Here is an 18942-nt window from a genome sequence, read left to right as displayed (position 1 = left end):
GATTTTTCAAGTTTAGTTTCGTGTTAAAGCCTTAGAAACTAAAATCAACACCCACAGTAAAATTACGTCCAACTTGTGGAATATTTGATAAGAATGAAGCATGCTGATAAACCGTGTCATCTAACAAGTTATTTGCTTTCATATAAACACGGTAATCTGTTTTTGCACCATATTGTCCAGAGTATGCCACGCCAAGATTAAGCATGTTATAGCTTTCAGTTTCGGTCTCGTAAGCTGCGATCTTATCTTGGTTAAAGACATGATAGTACTCGGCAGAACCACTAAAACCATCGCCAAAGTCTGCATCAACTTTAGTACCTAAACGTCCCGCTGGAATACGTGGAGCGTTACCCTCTGCATCAATTTTACCGCGTACATAGTCACCAAAAGCACTGATCTTGTACATTGGGGTAATTTGATAACCAATTTCACCCTCTGCACCATAGAAACGAGCTTTATCTTGAGTGTATTGAACTAAACGGAAGTCTTTATAACGGTCAAGGGTTTGCGCATAGATGTAGTCATCAAACCAGTTATGGTAAACATGAAGATGATAATCGAGTTTGTCATTATCAAAATGCAAACCCAACTCAACATTATTCGATTTTTCCTTACTGAGTTGATCATTTCCTAACTCATAAGTATTCGTCGCAAAATGTCCACCATTTGCATATAACTCTTGAGCTAAAGGTAAACGTTCCTGATGTGAAGCGACAAAAGACAGTTTATAGTTCGGTGCAAACTCCCAATTCGCAGCACCTGCATAAGAAAATGCCGAACCATCAAAATCCTGTTTAGAATTATCGTCTACATCAATTTCTTGCTGATCTGCACGGGCAGAAAGCTCAAAATGTACGTCTTTCCATTGTTTATGTTCTAAAGCAAATACGCTCCACTTTTTGGTAGTGGTCGGGGCCATAAATGCTTCTTCGCCAGTTAAATCTAATTTCTGTTGACCTAACTGTGCGCCAATTACCCCTTCCCAACTTGCAATCGGGTTATGCACTAACTCAATACGACCATCATAACCTTTGTTTTGGAATCGGGTTGCAATTGCGCCCTCTTCAATTTCATCATGCTGATAGTCAGTATAGCTTGCTTGCGCACGTAACTTTTGGAAGCCTGCAAATGGATCATTTAACTCAGTTTTAAAATCGTAACGCTCAGATTTTAAATCAATCCATGGGCCGCCATGCTCGTGCTCATGTTCTTCATGCTCATGATCGTGAGCTTCTTCACCTTCTTCATGCTCATGGTCACCACAATGCAAATGCGGTCTTCCACCTAGATGAGCGCTACAACTTTCATATTCATGGCTATGTCCAGGTAAGCCATACTGGTCTCTGCGGTTGCTATAAGAAATACCCGTATAACCACGGTCATAAATCCAAGACAAACCAACATTAACCGAGTCACCCTGCGCAAAAGTATTGTCTACACGGCGCTCTTTTTCACCTTCATGAATATAATTGGGCGCAATATAATTATTCGCATCACGAGTTAACCCCTCAACACGTAAAGCAACTTGGCTGCCCAAGCCAACAGTTACGCCAGCGCTCGCCAGTTTTTCATCACTTCCAGTGTTGTAACGTAAGCCAACTTGTCCTTCATAACCATTTTCAGGCATTTGCGTAGGGATCTTGTTATCAATGACGTTGACTAAACCACCGACAGTCCCCGCACCAAACAGTAAAGTTGAAGGGCCGCGAATTACTTCTACTTGTTTCGCAAGCACAGGATCTACTGTTACCGCATGGTCAGGAGACAACGTCGATACATCAATATTTTCTGATGAATTTTGAAGTACTTTAACGCGTGGCCCATCTTGTCCACGGATGACTGGACGACTCGAACCAGCCCCAAACTGATTCGCGTAAATTCCTACTTCACTACTGAGTGCATCCCCAATGGTGGCAGCACCTTGCGACAAATGCTTTTGATCAACCACGGTATCTGCAACAGCAAAATCTTGTGACGTTTGCTCAAGTGGATGAGCCTTAATTCGGATGGTTTCTAGCTTTTCAACATTTTCACTTTCTGCTGCAAATACAGGTACCGATATTGCAGCCAAAATGGATATGGTCAAAATATTTTTATAGAACAACATGAGGTGATTCTCTGATCGCTACGCCTTTTGTTTTGTTATATTATAACATTTCAGTTGTTTTGCAATAAAAAACATTTCTAATCAGATGATTCGTTAGACTGGCCAATTAAATGATGTGAGTAAATTCCGATTTCCTATGCCTTTTACGATCTCTCATGCCGTTATAGCGCCTCCTCTTTCAAAGCTTAGCCGAAACACTTTGCCAATTGCTGCGTTAGCAATTGGCAGTATGACACCCGATCTTTACCGCTTATTTACAGTTCAATCCAGTATGCTGACACATCAATGGAAAGGCCTGATTTATCCCAACCTTACTTTAGGTCTCGTTTTTTGTGCTATTTGGTATTTTCTATATCGGCCTGTAATTTACCGTTTTTTCGGCATTCAGCATGATCTTGGCCTCAACTCTTTAAAACATATTTTTTTATTTTTGATTGGGACATTACTCGCACTTACTTTAGGAATTGCAACACATTTAATTTGGGATGGCTTAACACACTCGGACTTTCGCACCTTTATATTTAAAGATGTATTAGCAACAAATATTCACCTTTTAGGACATCCATACCCCTTACATCGTCTTTTGCAGTTAGGTTCCTCTGCTCTTGCCTTACCTTTTATTGTTTGGATGTGTATTCATTATTATCAGCGCTATAAACAACACTGGAGAGTAAACTATAAAATTAAAATTTTCGCATGGTGTCTGTTGATTTTATCTACATTGTTAGGTCTATTTTCTTTTTGGGATTATGCCCGCTACATTCCTCATGAAGTTTGGCATGCCGATACGTATTATTTTACGGGCCGCTCTATTAATGAATTTATGCAAGGTTGGTTAAGTACCTTTAGCTTAGGATGCTTACTATTCCTGATTTTAGATCGACAACAAAGAATGGGATGAATAACTAAAATCGCTGCCAAATTGCTCATTTTCAGGTTAATTTCTGCGGTTTTTTGATCTAGTTCTTGTGACAAACCATCCAACAAGGCATAATCGAAAACTTACTTTTTTGACGGTGCGCGGTTTACGCATCCGTCCTTTCAGCCAATATAGTTTGGATAATCTTCATCATGATGCGAACTCATTACTGTGGCTCTTTAACTGAAGCCCAAATCGACCAGACCGTTACACTATGCGGTTGGGTACATCGTCGCCGTGACCATGGCGGTGTTATTTTCCTTGATATGCGTGACCGTGATGGTCTCGTTCAAGTGGTTATTGACCCAGATACTCCAGAAGCATTTGCAACAGCAGATAAAGCACGTTCTGAATATGTATTAAAAATTACAGGTCGTGTTCGTCGCCGTTATGAAGGTACTGAAAACCAAAATATGGTGAGTGGTCAAATCGAAGTTTTAGGCAAAGAAATCGAAGTTCTTGCTGCTTCTGAAACTCCGCCATTCCCGTTAAATGATGACACGATTAACGTGTCAGAAGAACACCGTTTAAAATATCGTTTCTTGGACATCCGTCGTCCAGAAATGTTAGATCGCTTACGTTTCCGTTCTAAAGTAACTAACTTGATCCGTAATTATTTAGACGATCACGGTTTCTTAGACGTTGAAACTCCGATTTTAACTCGTGCAACTCCTGAAGGTGCACGTGACTATTTAGTACCAAGTCGTGTACAAAATGGTAGCTTCTACGCACTTCCACAATCACCGCAATTGTTTAAACAATTATTGATGGTTGGTGGTATTGATCGTTACTACCAAATCGCGAAATGTTTCCGTGATGAAGACTTACGTGCTGACCGTCAGCCAGAATTTACTCAAATCGACATTGAAACATCGTTCTTAAATGACGATGAAATCATGGATTTGATGGAAGGCATGACTGTTAAACTATTTAACGACTTGCTTGGCGTAAAATTTGAAAAATTCCGCCGTATGCCATATAGCGAAGCAATGCGTGACTATGCATCTGACAAACCAGATTTGCGTATTCCGTTGAAACTCGTTGACGTTGCAGACTTAATGCAAGAAGTAGAGTTCAAAGTATTTGCTGGCCCTGCAAAAGACCCTAAAGGCCGTATTGTTGCTTTACGTGTTCCTGGTGCAGCTTCATTGCCACGTAGTGCAATCGATGAATACACCAAATTCGTTGGCATCTATGGTGCTAAAGGTTTAGCGTACATTAAAGTTAATGAACTCGCTAAAGGAATTGAAGGTCTTCAATCTCCAATCGTGAAATTCATTGAACCGATTGTACTTGAGCTGTTGGAACGTGTTGGCGCACAAGATGGCGATATCGTATTCTTCGGTGCTGATAAAGCTAAAGTTGTAAATGATGCAATGGGTGCGCTTCGTGTCAAGATTGGTCACGACTTGAACCTTTCAACTTGTGAGTGGGCTCCACTTTGGGTTGTTGACTTCCCAATGTTTGAAGAAACTGACGATGGTAAATGGACTTCTGTTCACCACCCATTCACGCTTCCTAAATCTAGCGTAGAAGACGTGAAGAGCAATCCAGGTGAAGCACTTTCTGTTGCTTACGACATGGTATTGAACGGTACTGAAGTTGGTGGTGGTTCACTTCGTATTTACACATTAGAAATGCAAAAAGCGATTTTTGAAGCGCTTGGTATTTCTGATGAAGAAGCAGAAGAGAAATTCAGCTTCTTACTTAACGCGCTTCGTTATGGTGCTCCTCCTCACGGTGGTTTGGCATTTGGTCTTGACCGTTTAGTTATGCTTATGACTGGCGCGACTTCAATTCGTGACGTTATCGCATTCCCTAAAACTAAGACTGCTGAATGTCCACTTACTCAAGCACCTGCTCCTGTTGAAGCAAACCAGCTTCGTGACTTGGGCATCCGCTTACGTGAAAAGCCAAAAGCTGAAGAATCTAAATAATTTTTTAGATTTTCAAATTAAAAAACCCTGCTTATGCAGGGTTTTTTTACTGGGAAATTTCAGCTATATATTCGACTTATCTAAGCTATGCTTTGCGAATAAGCAGGTCAGTGGCATAATAAAGAGCTTTTAATTTAGAGGACAGCTTTATGGCTATGCGCCCTGATGTACGTCGACATGCTTTAGTCGTGATTGTATTCTCCCTCGCACAATGGTTTTTCATGCGCTATATTCTTGCAAATGAATTATTTAATATGACTACAAATCAACGTATTTTATTTTTCTGTGTAAGTAGCTTGGTTGGTGCTTTACTGATTTTTGTTGCACTAATTTATATGGTACTTAAAGGAAATGCCGACCAACCTTAACAACATGGCTCGCCACTGGTTTTAACCGATATTATGATTTTACTGGTGGCTTAATCTTCTATTTTATTTTTTTGCTGCTCATAGTACTGCAATTTATAAAAGATAACCCCCACTTAAGTTACAGCATTTGAATACCACAAAATATATCGAATTATCAATTATGCTTCACCGTACTTGAGTAAAAACTTCATATATTCTTTACTCCCTAGCATTTATAAAAATTAAATTTAATTAATGCTAAGGACTGTATTCTATGACGTTTTATTGTTTGTTTCTATCCAATTGCCAAAGTATCTCAATGACTAAAATTAACGATGTAGATCAATATTATTCTCAGTAACTAGACATTAAATAAAGAAAATCAAAATTTTCCTTACTGGCTATGTCTTTTAATTTCAAGGGCAAAACTTATAGAATAGCAGTTGCTATCATTATGTTGTGAATATCTATATGAAGAAAATCTTAATCTTATGCGTGTCTTTAAAAGATAGCAAAGCAAGACAAGACAACATATCTCATCAAATACAATCCCTTAAACAAGTTGTATCCGATATTCAAATTGATTTTCAGTTTTTTGAAGCTGTATATGGAAAAAAACTTCCGCCTGAATACCTTTCCCTTATTGATATGCGTCGTCAATTTTCAGGCTTGTGTGATCATGCTTTAGGTCCGAGTGAAATCGGTTGCTTCTTGAGTCATATGATTCTATGGCAGCGTCATGCTCAAGGAGACTATATGCAACATGATCGCATCATTATTATCGAAGATGATGTGATTTTTAATTTTAATCAAATTCATGAAAAACTGATTTCTCTCATTGAAACCAATCCCTCTTTTGCATTCTTAGGTGGTCATTCACAACCCTCTAGACGCCGAATTCGAGGTTATACTAGTCAAGATCGATTATATTTTAATATGAGTGGCCCTAAAGACCTATATACCGCTACTTTTGCCTACTCCCTCACTAGAGAACAAGCTCGTATATTTATTGAGAAACAAATCAAGCGATTAACCTATATTGATGACTGGAAATATTTATTACAAAAACATAATACTGTGCCATTTTATTTCTGTTTTGAACATGATGATGAAATTCCTAGTTCGATTGCATCCGATCGCCAGAATTTTATGAAAAAACCAAATCGGTTTAAGAAAAATTATCGAAAGATTCGTAATGACCTCGTTTCTCGTATTATTTCTTTATTTTTATTTAAAAAAATTATTCGTCTTTCTGCTTTTATCGCAGCACATAATAATAGCTTGAATATGTCAGTCGATAATAAGAGCAAGGATTAATATGAAAAAATACCTTTTTATTCAAGATCATTTATATGGTGGCGGTGCAGAACAAATATGTATTGATACTGCTGTCGCGCTTAAAGAAAAAGGTCATGATGTGACAGTCTTGTTATTAGATTCAAACAATATTCGCACAACCTATCCTGAAGACTTGAATCTAATCAAATTCGATATAACACCAGCTTTTATGCGAGGTAGTATCAAAAAAAATAAGTTAAAAAGTGTTCCTTTAGAGCAACAAGCTGAACTAATACAAATCATTAATGACTTAGCACCAGATACTATTATTGCTGGTCATTCACATGCTTTTTGGTTATCACCGATTCTGACAGGGAATGTTTGGTTTTGGGTACATGGTGATACATTAGGTTTAGTACGAAAACAAAATTTAGGTTTCTTTAAGTATTTAGAAGCACTGAAGAAGTTTACGCAATGTAAAAAATCCTGTAATTACTTGTTTAAAGGGAAACAACTTATTGTTGTTAATCAAGATATTAAAAATCTTATTCAACAGCATATTCAAGAGACTACAGTAAAAGTCATTCATAATGGTATTAATGTCAAACGACTCAAGAGTAACTTACCAGATGATAAAAATGTCACTATAAAAAAATGGAATACAATTTTTGTCGGACGTTTATCTGAAGAAAAACAACCAGATGTCGCAATAAAAGCTTTTGCTGAAAGTGGTCTAACCGGACGTATGGCAATAGTCGGTGATGGACCTTTATTAGATGAATTAATTCGCCTTACTGAAACCTTAGGATTGACTAACCGTATTGATTTTTTAGGCTGGCAAACTCAGCCTAATCAGTTTATTCAGCAAAGTAATAGTCTAATTTTGACTTCACGCTCAGAAGGTTTCGGACTCACGATTGCTGAAGCATTAATTCTAAATACACCCGTTGTTGCTTATAATTGTAGTGAAGGTGTAGAGCACCAACTGTCCTCTGGAGAACTTATTCAAGGGCTAGTGACTTTAAATGATATGCAAGCTTTGTCTCAACGACTTTATCAAGTGGTCACGCATCCCTACGAGATTCGAGCACAAGACATACAACGCTTAAATATCTCAGAAATGGTTAAAGCCTTTGAAGAACTATAACCTCCACTATTTAACCTTTGATTTGAGTAATTCATCATGTCTATCTCTCGTATAATTCTCAAAAAATGGTACAAACACCTGCAGAATCAGCAAAATAAAAAATTTGATCCACATTGGTATATCCGCTTTGGTTGGCTGGGTGAATCCCTAAATAATAAAGACCAATTAAAAGACCTATTTGAAATCCACTCCCCTAGAAAGTTTACATTTGCAGACAGCTTTTATGCTTATGAAAATGGCCGTCATTTCATTTTTTTTGAAGAAGTCGATGACCAGCATCCGGTAGGCTTTCTTTCGGTTTTAGAAGTCTTTAAGGATGGCACTTACACTCCACCTGAAACCATTTTAAAACTCGATTACCACCTCTCATACCCTTGCGTATTTAAAATAGATAACACTTGGTATATGGTCCCAGAAACATCAGCCAATAAAACCATCGAACTTTGGAAATGTACTGAGTTTCCGCTGAAATGGGAAAAGCATTCCAACCTTATTGAAAATATTGAAGCAGTCGATAGCACCCCTTTTTACCATGAGGGCTTATGGTATCTTTTTACCTCAACGCGTCGTGATTGTAAGAAATTTGGTGACCGTTTAGACCTGTTCTTTACCGAAGATATTTTAAATCCGAACTGGCAAGAGCACCCAATGAACCCAGTGTGCCGAGGCAGTCAGCAGTTCCGTATGGCAGGCAAACCTTTTATTTATAAAGGGCAACTGGTTCGACCAAGCCAAGATTCTTTAAAGCGATATGGCGGCAATATCGAATTAAAAGCGATTACTCAGCTTAGCCCAATAGCTTATGAAGAAAAATTACTAGAAGTCGTTTTACCAGATTGGAATCAGGCTGATGACGGTTGCCATACCATTAATGTCGAAGATAACTTCGTAGTACTTGATGCCATCCGCCTTACACCCAAAAATAATTAAGTTTTTAGCAGGCCTTTATAAATATTAAGCGTCTGCTCAGCCATGGCTGGTACAGTCAGTTCAGCCTTGGCTTTTGCATATAAAGGGCCAAAGTTGTTTTGAGCCTCAGGTTGCAGTGCATATTCAATCGCTTTTGCTAAACCTTGTGCATCTCCAATTTCTGCTAGATATTGCTCTGGCAACCACTCAATCACACCGTTTACTTTGGTTGAAGCCATTGCTTTATCAGCCTGTAAAGCTTCGACCATGACGAGTGGAAAACCTTCACGGTCTGACGATAAAACTACAATATCAGCCAGTTGCACCAGATCACGCGCATCAGTTCTAAACCCAAGAAAAGCGACCCGATCTTGCATGTTTAATTCACTGACTTGTTTTTCTAAACTTGCTCGAAGTGAGCCATCGCCAACAATCCATAAATTGGCATCAATCTGTTGCATCGACTCAATCAATAAACTGATATTTTTTACGGGTTCTAGACGCCCAATACACATAACAACTTTTTTGCTTGTGTCTAGCTCAGCAAAATCTTTTTGAATCGATTGAAGTAACTTTTCTTTATTTTCAACTGTAAGTACGGGTTGAGGATATACACCGTTATAAACCACGTGTGCTTTTGACTCAGGAATACCTTGCGTGAGTGCTTGGCTCACTGCAATAACCGCATCACCAGCTAAATAAGCGGATTTATTCTTTTTAGTACCATGAACAGTCGTTACAAACTTTGGGCCAGATAAAAATGGCTTAATTCGGGCAATCAGCTCAGCAGCCTTTCCAGCTTGTGCATGAACAATGGCGGGTTGGATTTGTTGAATAAGATTTTTAAGTTGCCAAAGTAAAAAAATATTCCAACGGCTACGTGCAAAATCGACATCATGAAAATGTACTTGTTGGCTAAACTTGTCTACATAGCAAGGATGAGCAATCACATGTACTTCATGATTTAAAGCAAGCTCATTAACAAGGTTAAAAGTGTGCTGCTCTAAACCACCAATTCCACCACTCGTTGCCAATACCTGAACAATTTTCATAGCTTGCCTACTTATTTTTTATCTTTATTCATTGTCTGTTCAAAAAGCTTGGCTTCTTTTAAAAAAGCATAAAACGCGTTAATCATACTATTTACGAAACCACGCCAACCATTTAAGAAACTACGGCGAATAAAATAAGACTTCATGAAAGTCACTGGCATTACCAAAACCAATTTTGCAACACTTGGAGACTTTCCTTTTTGGTATTTCTCTAATGCTTTTAAATTGGAATATTGGTTATTTTTTTCGACTTTAATGAAAATGCTCGACTCGCCATAATGATAAATATCATGTTGAGCACGCTGAGATTCACCATCTACAATCACATTTTCATGAACTTTATTAGCAAGATCATAATGCCCTTTAGACTTGCGAAAAAAACGTACCTTCGCATGCTTTTTAGTATGTTTGCTGTTGGGAACACCTAAAAACACATCATTAATCGGTGTAATTAAAGCATCAAGCTTGTTTTGCTGAATGGTCTCAACAATTTCTTGTTTTAACTCGTTAGATAAGACTTCATCGCCATCTAGATTGAGTACCCAATCATTTCGGCACTTTGCTAAAGCCAAACTTTTTTGTCCAGCATAACCTTGCCAGTCTTGATGAGAGATTTGCGTATTTTTGAAGCGCTGAGCAATTTCATAAGTATTATCAGTACTGCCAGAGTCTAAAATAATGACTTCATCAAACTCACTGACACTTTCTAATGTTCGCTCTAACCAAGCACCACAATTTAAAGTGACAATATAGACACTACATGGAATTTTATTCATAACTTATAACGTCCTTTAGCAAGGGCGATACGCATCTGTAAAGCATTCATGGCGCCATGCGTGCTGACACGTGGAATATTAAATTGGTTATCTACTTCATACGCTTCGATTTTTTTACGAGTCGATACTGCGTTTTTAAAGCCAATCTCTTGAGCCATTTTCTGGTGCTTTTCATTAAATCGACCAAATGGATAAGCAAAACTCGGGCACTTTCCAACTAATGCTTCAACATCACGCTTAGACTGAAGCATCTCATCGTAAGCAGTTTGATCATCAAGCTTAAGTAAGTTCACATGATGTTGCGTGTGCGCACCAAATTCAATCAAACCAGAATTCGCCATTTCATGGATTTGCTCATGAGTTAGCTTTTCAATTCCTTCAATTTGCGTTGCCAAATAAATGGTTGCCTTTGTATTATATTTTTTAAGTAATGGATAGGCATAAAGATAATTATCCATAAATCCATCATCAAAACTTAAAGCAACCACTTTCTTTTGATTACGATATTGCTCAAGCTCGGAAACAAAACAAAAAGTAGCTCCTTTACGCGTCAACAACTGTAAGAGTTGTTCAAACTTTTCAGGAGGCATATTCATGCCAGAGGCCGCATCTTTAGGGGTAACCTGATGCAACATGACAATCCGTGGTAATTTGTTCGAACGGAACGGAAGCCAGAATGTATAATTACCCAGCACATATAACAGTGCAGCAAGTACTAATAGGCCTACCGCAACGTACAAAAACCACATCATGCATAAACCTCATGTGACCATTCATAATCTTCTGAAAGGGGCTGCTTAAATGTCACCTCAACCATAAACTGGGTGATGCGCTTAGCATTGAAAGATTTACGTGTTTTCTCCCAGCCTTCTTTCGCTATTTTTTCAGCCTGCTCTGGATTTTGATCAAAGAATTGGATCTTCTTGGCCAAGTCAAACTGATCATCAAAGTAAACCACTTCCTGCTCAGTATAGAGCTTCTCAAAGCCCGGAATTCTTGGGCTAAAGGTAAGTAAACCATTACCAGTGAGCTGAACAATACGATCAGAGCTATATAAGGTTACATCATTACGACGTGAGTAATTAAGTCCCATTTTTGTTTCAGACAGAACTTTATAATACGCTTTACCATAAACACCAGGTTGTTCAAAACAACCATAATATTGATAGTTCACATCGCCTTGTTGTAAAGCATCTGCCAAGTCCTTTAAGAACTTCTCACGCTCAGGTTCTTTATAAACCACACCACAAAAAATAAAGGTCTTATCCGTATTAGCATTTGAAAATTGCTGTAGTGTTTCTACATTACGATGCCCCACATTTGGCAAGTAGGCCACACTTAAATGAGGCTGTTTTAACTTTTGTAGATATTCACCACCTGTTGTACAGAAAATAGCATCTAAATACGGAGAGAATGCTTTAACAAAGTCGAGTTTGTTTTCAAGATAAAGCGGATCAACATACCAAAATGCAATTTTAGTATTTGGATAAGATTCTTTAATTTGTCTTAGAACATCTGGACTCATTAAGTCACTATGTCCAATCAGTACCAAGTCAGGTTCAATATTATTGACGACTTTTAGTACTTCTTTATTAGCCCAATTGGCACCCAGTTTTTTTGTTTTAAAAATGGTACCCATTCGAGCCATATCGCGAAAACTAAAATCATAAACGAAATGGCCATTTTCAATTAATCCGGCAGAAATTTTACGGTCTGTGCAGTAAAAATGGGCGCCTTGTTTATTAAAGCCAAAATTTGCAATATGCAATATTTTCATTTATTTACTCAAAATAAAAAATTTAATTTTTTGATAAAAGATATGTTGCCACACGGTCTGCTTCTTTAAAAGCATAAGGTTGTGGTAACTGTACAACACAAGTCTGCTGTGAAATTAATTTTGATTCTAACATTTGATCAACTGAGTGCGTAATCCGGTCGTCTTTCAAACGATCCATTGCCATCACCCCGACTCGACAACCCGCAGTAAGTGCCTCAAAAATCATAGAGACGCTGTCTTCTGTCACCCAAACTGCTTCTGCTTTTTGCATTTCTTCGAAAATCCAGCCTTGGGGTGTTTGATCAACTGGAAATATGTGTAAATGCTGGGCAAAACTTTGCTGCCTTAAAATATCGACAAACTCTGCTGGGGTTCGACGTGAAGTGGTCAGAATAATTTCAGCATCTGGATTATTCTCAACAATTTTTTGAACACTGGTTAATACTTTATTCTGGTTCCATTGATGTCGTTTAGATGAACCACCTAAAGCGATTAAAACTCTCGCGGTTTGATGGCGATTTTCATTACGGATGGGGTTTAATGCACCACGTGTGACAATCACATGGCTATCGGCATGAATACCGTCATGTTCTGGAATAACAGCATAATCAAAGCAACCAATAGGTAAACTTGGCTTCATTAAAATAATCGTTTTGGCCTTTTTGAAAATTCTACCGAGTAACCAAACACGAAAATGAGTGTGACTTCCTACGCCAAATACAAAGTCAGGCACTTGTTTAAATAAGGACTTTTTTGAAGAGAAAAGTGCCTGAATTAAAGAAATAATAGGTAAATCAGAAATTAGGACCTCTTCAAAAGTTGTTTCTGGCTGTTGTCTTTGCATTGCCTGAAACAAGCCTAATGCTTGTGAGCGGTGTCCTGCCTTACCATCAGACACATAGACAATATGCATAGAAGCTCCCTAAGCCAAAAAATAAAAAAGGCGAAACCGAAGTTCGCCTTTTTATGTTAACGGATTAACTTATTTTACGTAAGTTAACCAGTGTTCATATTTCGGATTTCTACCTTGAACCGCATCAAAGTAAGTTTTTTGGATTTCAGTGGTAATTGGGCCACGAGTACCCGAACCGATTGGACGGTCATCGTATTCACGAATTGGTGTTACTTCGGCAGCAGTACCTGTGAAGAATGCTTCGTCTGCGATATAGAATTCGTCACGTGTAATACGGCGCTCAACAACTTGATAACCAAGATCTCTAGCGATTGTCATCACAGTTTGACGTGTAATACCGTCAAGTGCACCGCCAGCGATATCTGGAGTGTGTAAAACGCCATCTTTAATCAAGAATACGTTTTCACCTGAACCTTGGCATACATAACCTTGTGGGTCCATGAGCATTGCTTCATCATAACCAGAGTGTGCAACTTCTTGGTGAGCAAGAATTGACAACGTGTAGTTACCAGATGCTTTTGCTTTACACATAGTCACGTTTGGATGATGGTGAGTAAATGATGAAGTTTTTACGCGAATACCTTTCGCCATCGCTTCATCACCAAGGTATGCACCCCACGCCCACGCAGCAACAGCAGCATGAATTGTGTTATTTGTTGCTGCAATACCTAATTTCTCTGAACCGATCCAGATCAACGGGCGTAAATAGCAAGAAGCTAATTTATTTTCACGAACAACATCAATTTGTGCTTGTTCAAGCGTTGCTTGATCATACGGCACTTTCATTTGATAAATTTTTGCTGAATTTAACAAACGTTTTGTGTGGTCTTGAAGACGGAAAATAGCAGTACCTTTAGGCGTTTCATAAGCACGAACACCCTCAAATACGCCCATACTGTAGTGTAATGTATGGGTTAAAACGTGAATCTTTGCATCACGCCAATCAATTAATTTTCCATCTTGCCAAATAAAACCATCACGATCAGCCAAATTCATGGAACACTCCAAATTGTTATAAAATCATTCACTATCCAACTCAACCGAAGCGGTTGGGTCTATTAATCTTTGCCATAAATTGCAAACGACCGCACGGGTACTACGCCAGTCCGCTGCGCTGACTTGCATGGATTGATTTGCAAGGGCTAAACGGTGGCTTTCGGCACGTTCACTAAGATAGGCTCGAATTAATGCTGTGGCATCTTCACTGGATAAGCAGTCTGCTTTAGCAGCATCTTCTAATATTCTTACATTATCAGAATAATGGGCGAGATCGGGTTTCGTCCCGCTCCATGCAAGTACAGCATACTGTGCCATAAATTCGATATCGACGATACCACCTGCGTCCTGTTTTAAATGAAAAATACCATGTTTTTTTTGTTCAGAAGACGAACCTAGGTGGTCTTTCATTTTCTGACGCATTTTCAACACTTCTTCACGAACATAAGCCTCATCTCTAGATTGAGTCAATATCTCGCGGCGAAATATTTCAAATTTCTGGCAGAGCGCTTCATCGCCAGCAATAGAGCGTGCTCGAACTAATGCCTGATGCTCCCAAAGCCATGCACTTTTCAACTGATAGTGCTCATAGGCTTTCAGACTCGTTACCAGTAAACCTGCCTCACCTGAAGGTCTTAAGCGTGTATCAATTTCATAGACACGGCCATCAAGGGTTTGAGTAGTCATGAGTGACATAAACTTTTGAGCGACACGCATAGCAAACTCAAAGCCACTAATTGACTTCGTTCCATCAGTATCTGCTTGTTCATCTAGATAGTGAATAAAGACAAGGTCTAAGTCAGAACCATAGCCCAGTTCAATCCCCCCCACTTTGCCATACCCAATGACAGCAAAAGCTTTATAGTCGAGTGAGCAGCGTTTCCCATCAACGTCCTTTGGGTACCCATGACGCTTCGCCACTGTCTGATAAGCTAAATGTAGGGTTGCATTAACACTCACTTCAGCAATATCAGTTAATGCATCAGATACTTTCATTAATGGGCTTTCAGCTAAGACATCACTTGCCGCAACAGTGAGTACATTGCTCTTTTTAAACAGGCGAAGTGCTCGCATCTGATCTTCGACCTGATCAATCTCAATACGAAGCAATTGCTGACGTAATGAGTCTTCTAAGTCCTTACGTTTTGGTAACTCAAAATCCATCGATAAGAACTCATCCAGCAGTACTGGATATTGCGTTAGCTCTTCACAAATCCACGGACTCACCGTCGCCATTTTCACTAAGCGTTGCAGTGCCCCCTTACTTTCAATCAACATCACCAAATACACGGTTCGACGCATGACTGATTCAATCAGTGGCATTAAGCGCAACAGTGCAGTTTGTGGTTGTTCTGATTGCAAGATGGCTTCAATTAAATGAGGCCAGAAGGTTTTTAAACGCTGCACAGCATTTGAAGGGAGTTTCTTAAGTGCATGACCATGCCAAAACTCATGAATCAGATTTCTCGCATTGTCATCCAACACTTCATCTAACTGCTGCTCTAACTGTCCGAAATTTTCAGTTGCTGCATTAGAGCTGGTATCTTCAATGAGCTGCTTAAATTGAACTTTTACCTTTTGACGTTTCTCATTAAGAACATCAAGAAACTCATTCCAGCTAGCAAAACCTAAGGTATCAATAATGCGTTGTCTTAAGTCCAATTCTTCTGGTAATAATTGGGTTTGCTGATCGTTGAGAGCTTGAATTGCATGTTCAACACGGCGTAAAAATAGGTAAGCATCTTCAAGTTCTAATACAGCTTGTTTTTCTAATAAGCCAGCTTCCCCAATGTGCTCAAGACTAACTAAACATTGACGGTCTTGTAACTCACGTTTAGACCCGCCATAAATAAGCTGAAAGACCTGAACAATAAACTCAATTTCACGAATACCACCCGCTCCGAGTTTAATATCATCCTCAATATGACGACGTAAGACTTCGCGCTCAATCATCGCTTTCATATCACGCATGGCAGCAAAAGCAGTGTAATCGACATAACGGCGGAATACAAAAGGACGTGTCATTTCCAATAAGTCTTGTCCTTCTTTTCCCCCAGTGACAACGCGCGCTTTAATCCATGCATAACGTTCCCACTCACGGCCATGTTGACTTAAATATTTTTCTAAAGCTGCATGACTAATCGCTAGTGCCGAACCGTCTCCCCAAGGACGCAAGCGCATATCAACTCGAAATACAAAACCATCGGCAGTAATGTGTTCAAGCAAATAAATGAGTTTTTGTCCCCACAAAATACAGAACTGCTGTACATCAATACATTTGCGACCTTTGGTTTCACCTTGCTCATCAAAGGCAAAAATTAAGTCGATATCACTTGATAAGTTAAGCTCTTGAGCACCAAGCTTACCCATGGCAACAACAATCAAATCTTGAACTTTGCCAGAGTAACTCACAGGTTCACCGTGTTTCGCCACAAGTGCTACACGCGCAAAATCTTTTGCTGCACAAATACTGGCATCGGCAAAATCAGAAAGTTCACGAGTGAGTGTGACAACATCGGTCAATTGATTGGCATCCTGCCAAATCCAGCGGAACATTAAACGGCTACGTAAAATGCGCATTCCGCGCATCCAAAGCGTTTCATCACCAATCCCATCTAGCGTGGTCTGTACAAACTGGTAAATCTGTTCGGTCGAGAGCGGTGCAGTAAATTGATCTATTTGATAATCTTGTTCTAAAACAGCTTGATGCAAACCTAAAACTTGTTCCGCGTACTGACTGGCACGCAATGTTTTTTGTAACTGCTCCGCATTCATATAAAAAGCTCTTTTCCTCGTACTCTGTTTTTAGTTATAGCAGTTCGAGTAGTGGTAGGAAAAGGGATTAGACTAATTTTGCTTCTGATGAAGAATGATGTTCGGTATGTACTTCATGACTTTCTTGAGCTGAAGGTAATAGAACTTTAAATGTCGTTCCTACCCCTTCTTTAGAATCAACAGTAATTTGCCCCTGATTAATCTCGACAAAACGCTTGCAAAGACTCAAACCTAAACCAGCACCTTTTTCCCCTGCAGTGCCTTTAAAGCTAGCAGTAATACGTGGATGGAATAAATTTGCCATTTGTTGCTCGGTCATGCCTAGACCTGTGTCTCGAACAGTAATTTCTACATTTGCATCCGCTTGTCGAGCTTCAATAAAGACTTTGCCCGATCCATCAACGTCGGTAAATTTCAGCGCATTTGACACCAAGTTTTGAATTACAGAGGTCATCATATTGATATCGGCGTAGATGTTTAAATCATCCGGAACACCATTCACCAGTTCAATATTTTTCTTTAAAGCTAATGTGTGCAGTACATCGCAAACGATATTGCTGACTTGTCTAAGCTTAAAATTAATTGGGTGATAAACAAAACGCCCGCCCTCAGCCATTGCCCATGTTAGTAAGCTTTCAAGCAAGTTATAGGTCGATTGTGAGGTGTCGTACAAATAATCTGCAATATTTTGAATACTAGATTCATCTAAAGTTTCACGCTCTTTGGCGAGTACTTCAGAAAATCCAAGCAAGCCATGAAAGGGTGCACGTAAGTCATGTGAGATAATCGAGAAAAATTTTGTCTTACTCGAATTAATAGCAACTTGTTGTTCATAGAGCTCGTTTAACTCTTCATAGTTAAACTTCAACTCGACCTGCTGCATAAAAATAGAACAATAATCGAGCAATAATTGAATATCATCATCTTCAAACGTTGCCGCATCGTCATCAAAAAAGACAGCAAAACCCATCGAGGTTTTATCAGGGTGTAGAAGATGCACGGCCAGTGCCCTACTGCACTCAATATTTAATTCTTTTAAATAGTTGATTAAATTTTGATATGAGGGATGTAAGTGATTAATGGTCTGTTGTTTGGCGAAGCACTGTTTTAAATGCTTTGATGGTTTAAATGAAATGGCGGTCATGCCTTCAGGGCAACGGTGCCAAAAGTAGGGTTCCTGATTAAAAGTCAATAAGGCTTTTTTACAATTCAAAAGACGAAGACTAAACCGGAAAAATTGCTCGATGTAGTTCTGCTCGGCATTTAATCCAAGCAACAGGGATATCCTACAAGCACTTAACTGCTCAACCTGATTTAGTTCTAAACGTTGGAATGTCATTGCCCGCCTCACAGATTATGTCGTTTTTGGTCGGAACCGCTCTCAAGAAATGTACTTATAATCATTATGATCTACTACAAACTTTAACACAGTACATTAAAAGAGCAACGTTCTTTTCAAAATAGAAATGTGAAGTTTCAATTAAAGGTTTCCAGATACATAAAGTGGGTATGCTTGAGGAAAATACAACAAATATTTGAAGGTAAACAGTTGTAAGATGTTAGAAATGCGAGTTCAGAATACTCGTAAAAGATGGTCAAAAAATATTATTTTGAGCACGAGGTTAGATTCTTACTCAGTTCCGCTTTTATCAAACGTGTTTGGTATTTAAACAAGAACTTCTTGAGCTTAAAAATGAAAGATTTTTATAAGCTCTAAATTTATAGCTAGAAATTCGAGTCCGACCCTCGAGATCAAATACTCATTTCATAATTTCTTAAGCTCTATCCACTTTTTATACCTAACAAAAAACCCCTAAGCCGTTAACTTAGGGGTTTTCGTAGAATCATAAGATTCTGAATATGGTCCCGAGGGTCGGACTCGAACCGACACGTCATCTCTGACAGCGGATTTTGAGTCCGCCGCGTCTACCAATTTCACCACCTCGGGAGAGGAAGTATGTTTGTGTTGCGTATATTAGCGCGTTTGTAAAACTTGTCAAACCCTAAGT

At 38.9% G+C, this 18942-nt stretch carries 15 protein-coding genes and 1 tRNA gene; 6 read left to right on the top strand and 10 right to left on the bottom strand.

Going from position 1 to position 18942, the window contains the following annotated elements; translation table 11 throughout:
• Positions 1–31: 31 nt before the first annotated feature.
• Positions 32–2107, bottom strand: a complete 2076-nt coding sequence (gene znuD, locus ACYU0V_RS02920) for a zinc piracy TonB-dependent receptor ZnuD (protein WP_461848963.1) — start codon at positions 2105–2107, stop codon at positions 32–34.
• 136 nt (positions 2108–2243) lie between these two features.
• Between znuD and ACYU0V_RS02915 the strand changes: the two genes are divergently transcribed.
• From ACYU0V_RS02915 to ACYU0V_RS02890, 6 genes are all read left to right on the top strand, one after another.
• The gene (locus ACYU0V_RS02915; RefSeq protein ID WP_461848961.1) at positions 2244–3008 is read left to right on the top strand and encodes a DUF4184 family protein; all 765 of its coding nucleotides are present in this window, start codon (positions 2244–2246) and stop codon (positions 3006–3008) included.
• A gap of 170 nt (positions 3009–3178) precedes the next feature.
• On the top strand, positions 3179–4963 hold the full coding sequence (gene aspS / locus ACYU0V_RS02910) for an aspartate--tRNA ligase (protein WP_005064200.1): 1785 nt from the start codon (positions 3179–3181) through the stop codon (positions 4961–4963).
• Positions 4964–5112: 149 nt separating this feature from the next.
• Positions 5113–5331: a hypothetical protein gene (locus tag ACYU0V_RS02905; protein ID WP_063099595.1), complete on the top strand. Its 219-nt coding sequence runs from the start codon at positions 5113–5115 to the stop codon at positions 5329–5331.
• A 450-nt stretch (positions 5332–5781) separates the two neighbouring features.
• A complete protein-coding gene (locus ACYU0V_RS02900) occupies positions 5782–6627 on the top strand; it encodes a glycosyltransferase family 25 protein (protein ID WP_063099596.1) in 846 nt (281 codons plus the stop codon).
• Between the two features lies 1 nt (position 6628).
• Complete coding sequence (locus tag ACYU0V_RS02895; RefSeq protein ID WP_213689297.1) at positions 6629–7735, top strand: glycosyltransferase; 1107 nt, start codon at positions 6629–6631, stop codon at positions 7733–7735.
• Positions 7736–7771: 36 nt separating this feature from the next.
• The gene (locus ACYU0V_RS02890) at positions 7772–8665 is read left to right on the top strand and encodes a glucosamine inositolphosphorylceramide transferase family protein (RefSeq protein WP_213689296.1); all 894 of its coding nucleotides are present in this window, start codon (positions 7772–7774) and stop codon (positions 8663–8665) included.
• On the opposite strand, the gene ACYU0V_RS02885 is transcribed toward ACYU0V_RS02890, so the two are convergent.
• The 9 genes from ACYU0V_RS02885 to ACYU0V_RS02845 all read right to left on the bottom strand — a co-directional run bounded on the left by ACYU0V_RS02885 (position 8662) and on the right by ACYU0V_RS02845 (position 18881).
• Positions 8662–9696: a glycosyltransferase gene (locus ACYU0V_RS02885; protein ID WP_417890396.1), complete on the bottom strand. Its 1035-nt coding sequence runs from the start codon at positions 9694–9696 to the stop codon at positions 8662–8664. The two genes, ACYU0V_RS02890 and ACYU0V_RS02885, sit on opposite strands and share 4 nt — an antisense overlap.
• An 11-nt stretch (positions 9697–9707) precedes the next feature.
• Complete coding sequence (locus tag ACYU0V_RS02880; protein WP_461848957.1) at positions 9708–10472, bottom strand: glycosyltransferase family 2 protein; 765 nt, start codon at positions 10470–10472, stop codon at positions 9708–9710.
• A complete protein-coding gene (locus ACYU0V_RS02875) occupies positions 10469–11224 on the bottom strand; it encodes a polysaccharide deacetylase family protein (RefSeq protein WP_461848955.1) in 756 nt (251 codons plus the stop codon). The genes ACYU0V_RS02880 and ACYU0V_RS02875 overlap by 4 nt, the downstream gene beginning before the upstream one ends.
• Positions 11221–12249: a glycosyltransferase family protein gene (locus ACYU0V_RS02870; protein WP_167563034.1), complete on the bottom strand. Its 1029-nt coding sequence runs from the start codon at positions 12247–12249 to the stop codon at positions 11221–11223. The genes ACYU0V_RS02875 and ACYU0V_RS02870 overlap by 4 nt, the downstream gene beginning before the upstream one ends.
• A gap of 22 nt (positions 12250–12271) precedes the next feature.
• Positions 12272–13162 carry a mitochondrial fission ELM1 family protein gene (locus ACYU0V_RS02865; RefSeq protein WP_282463567.1) on the bottom strand — a complete coding sequence of 297 codons (891 nt, stop codon included), beginning with the start codon at positions 13160–13162 and terminating at the stop codon, positions 12272–12274.
• Between the two features lie 69 nt (positions 13163–13231).
• Positions 13232–14158 carry a branched-chain amino acid transaminase gene (locus ACYU0V_RS02860; protein WP_004705670.1) on the bottom strand — a complete coding sequence of 309 codons (927 nt, stop codon included), beginning with the start codon at positions 14156–14158 and terminating at the stop codon, positions 13232–13234.
• A 24-nt stretch (positions 14159–14182) separates the two neighbouring features.
• On the bottom strand, positions 14183–16933 hold the full coding sequence (gene glnE / locus ACYU0V_RS02855) for a bifunctional [glutamate--ammonia ligase]-adenylyl-L-tyrosine phosphorylase/[glutamate--ammonia-ligase] adenylyltransferase (RefSeq protein WP_461848952.1): 2751 nt from the start codon (positions 16931–16933) through the stop codon (positions 14183–14185).
• A 67-nt stretch (positions 16934–17000) separates the two neighbouring features.
• Complete coding sequence (locus ACYU0V_RS02850; protein ID WP_461848950.1) at positions 17001–18272, bottom strand: sensor histidine kinase; 1272 nt, start codon at positions 18270–18272, stop codon at positions 17001–17003.
• A gap of 522 nt (positions 18273–18794) precedes the next feature.
• Positions 18795–18881 (bottom strand) — tRNA-Leu (locus ACYU0V_RS02845).
• Positions 18882–18942: the final 61 nt, after the last annotated feature.

Source organism: Acinetobacter sp. X9, assembly GCF_054889255.1.
Note: the sequence above shows the minus strand (reverse complement) of the source record. Positions and strands in the feature narration are given on the sequence as shown.

Coding starts and splice junctions, on each gene's coding strand:
- ACYU0V_RS02880 (WP_461848957.1), bottom strand. CDS start 10,472: ATGAATAAAATTCCATGTAGTGTCTATATTGTCACTTTAAATTGTGGT.
- aspS (WP_005064200.1), top strand. CDS start 3,179: ATGATGCGAACTCATTACTGTGGCTCTTTAACTGAAGCCCAAATCGAC.
- ACYU0V_RS02915 (WP_461848961.1), top strand. CDS start 2,244: ATGCCTTTTACGATCTCTCATGCCGTTATAGCGCCTCCTCTTTCAAAG.
- ACYU0V_RS02890 (WP_213689296.1), top strand. CDS start 7,772: ATGTCTATCTCTCGTATAATTCTCAAAAAATGGTACAAACACCTGCAG.
- ACYU0V_RS02875 (WP_461848955.1), bottom strand. CDS start 11,224: ATGATGTGGTTTTTGTACGTTGCGGTAGGCCTATTAGTACTTGCTGCA.
- ACYU0V_RS02870 (WP_167563034.1), bottom strand. CDS start 12,249: ATGAAAATATTGCATATTGCAAATTTTGGCTTTAATAAACAAGGCGCC.
- ACYU0V_RS02905 (WP_063099595.1), top strand. CDS start 5,113: ATGGCTATGCGCCCTGATGTACGTCGACATGCTTTAGTCGTGATTGTA.
- ACYU0V_RS02860 (WP_004705670.1), bottom strand. CDS start 14,158: ATGAATTTGGCTGATCGTGATGGTTTTATTTGGCAAGATGGAAAATTA.
- glnE (WP_461848952.1), bottom strand. CDS start 16,933: ATGAATGCGGAGCAGTTACAAAAAACATTGCGTGCCAGTCAGTACGCG.
- ACYU0V_RS02865 (WP_282463567.1), bottom strand. CDS start 13,162: ATGCATATTGTCTATGTGTCTGATGGTAAGGCAGGACACCGCTCACAA.
- ACYU0V_RS02900 (WP_063099596.1), top strand. CDS start 5,782: ATGAAGAAAATCTTAATCTTATGCGTGTCTTTAAAAGATAGCAAAGCA.
- ACYU0V_RS02850 (WP_461848950.1), bottom strand. CDS start 18,272: ATGACATTCCAACGTTTAGAACTAAATCAGGTTGAGCAGTTAAGTGCT.
- ACYU0V_RS02885 (WP_417890396.1), bottom strand. CDS start 9,696: ATGAAAATTGTTCAGGTATTGGCAACGAGTGGTGGAATTGGTGGTTTA.
- ACYU0V_RS02895 (WP_213689297.1), top strand. CDS start 6,629: ATGAAAAAATACCTTTTTATTCAAGATCATTTATATGGTGGCGGTGCA.
- znuD (WP_461848963.1), bottom strand. CDS start 2,107: ATGTTGTTCTATAAAAATATTTTGACCATATCCATTTTGGCTGCAATA.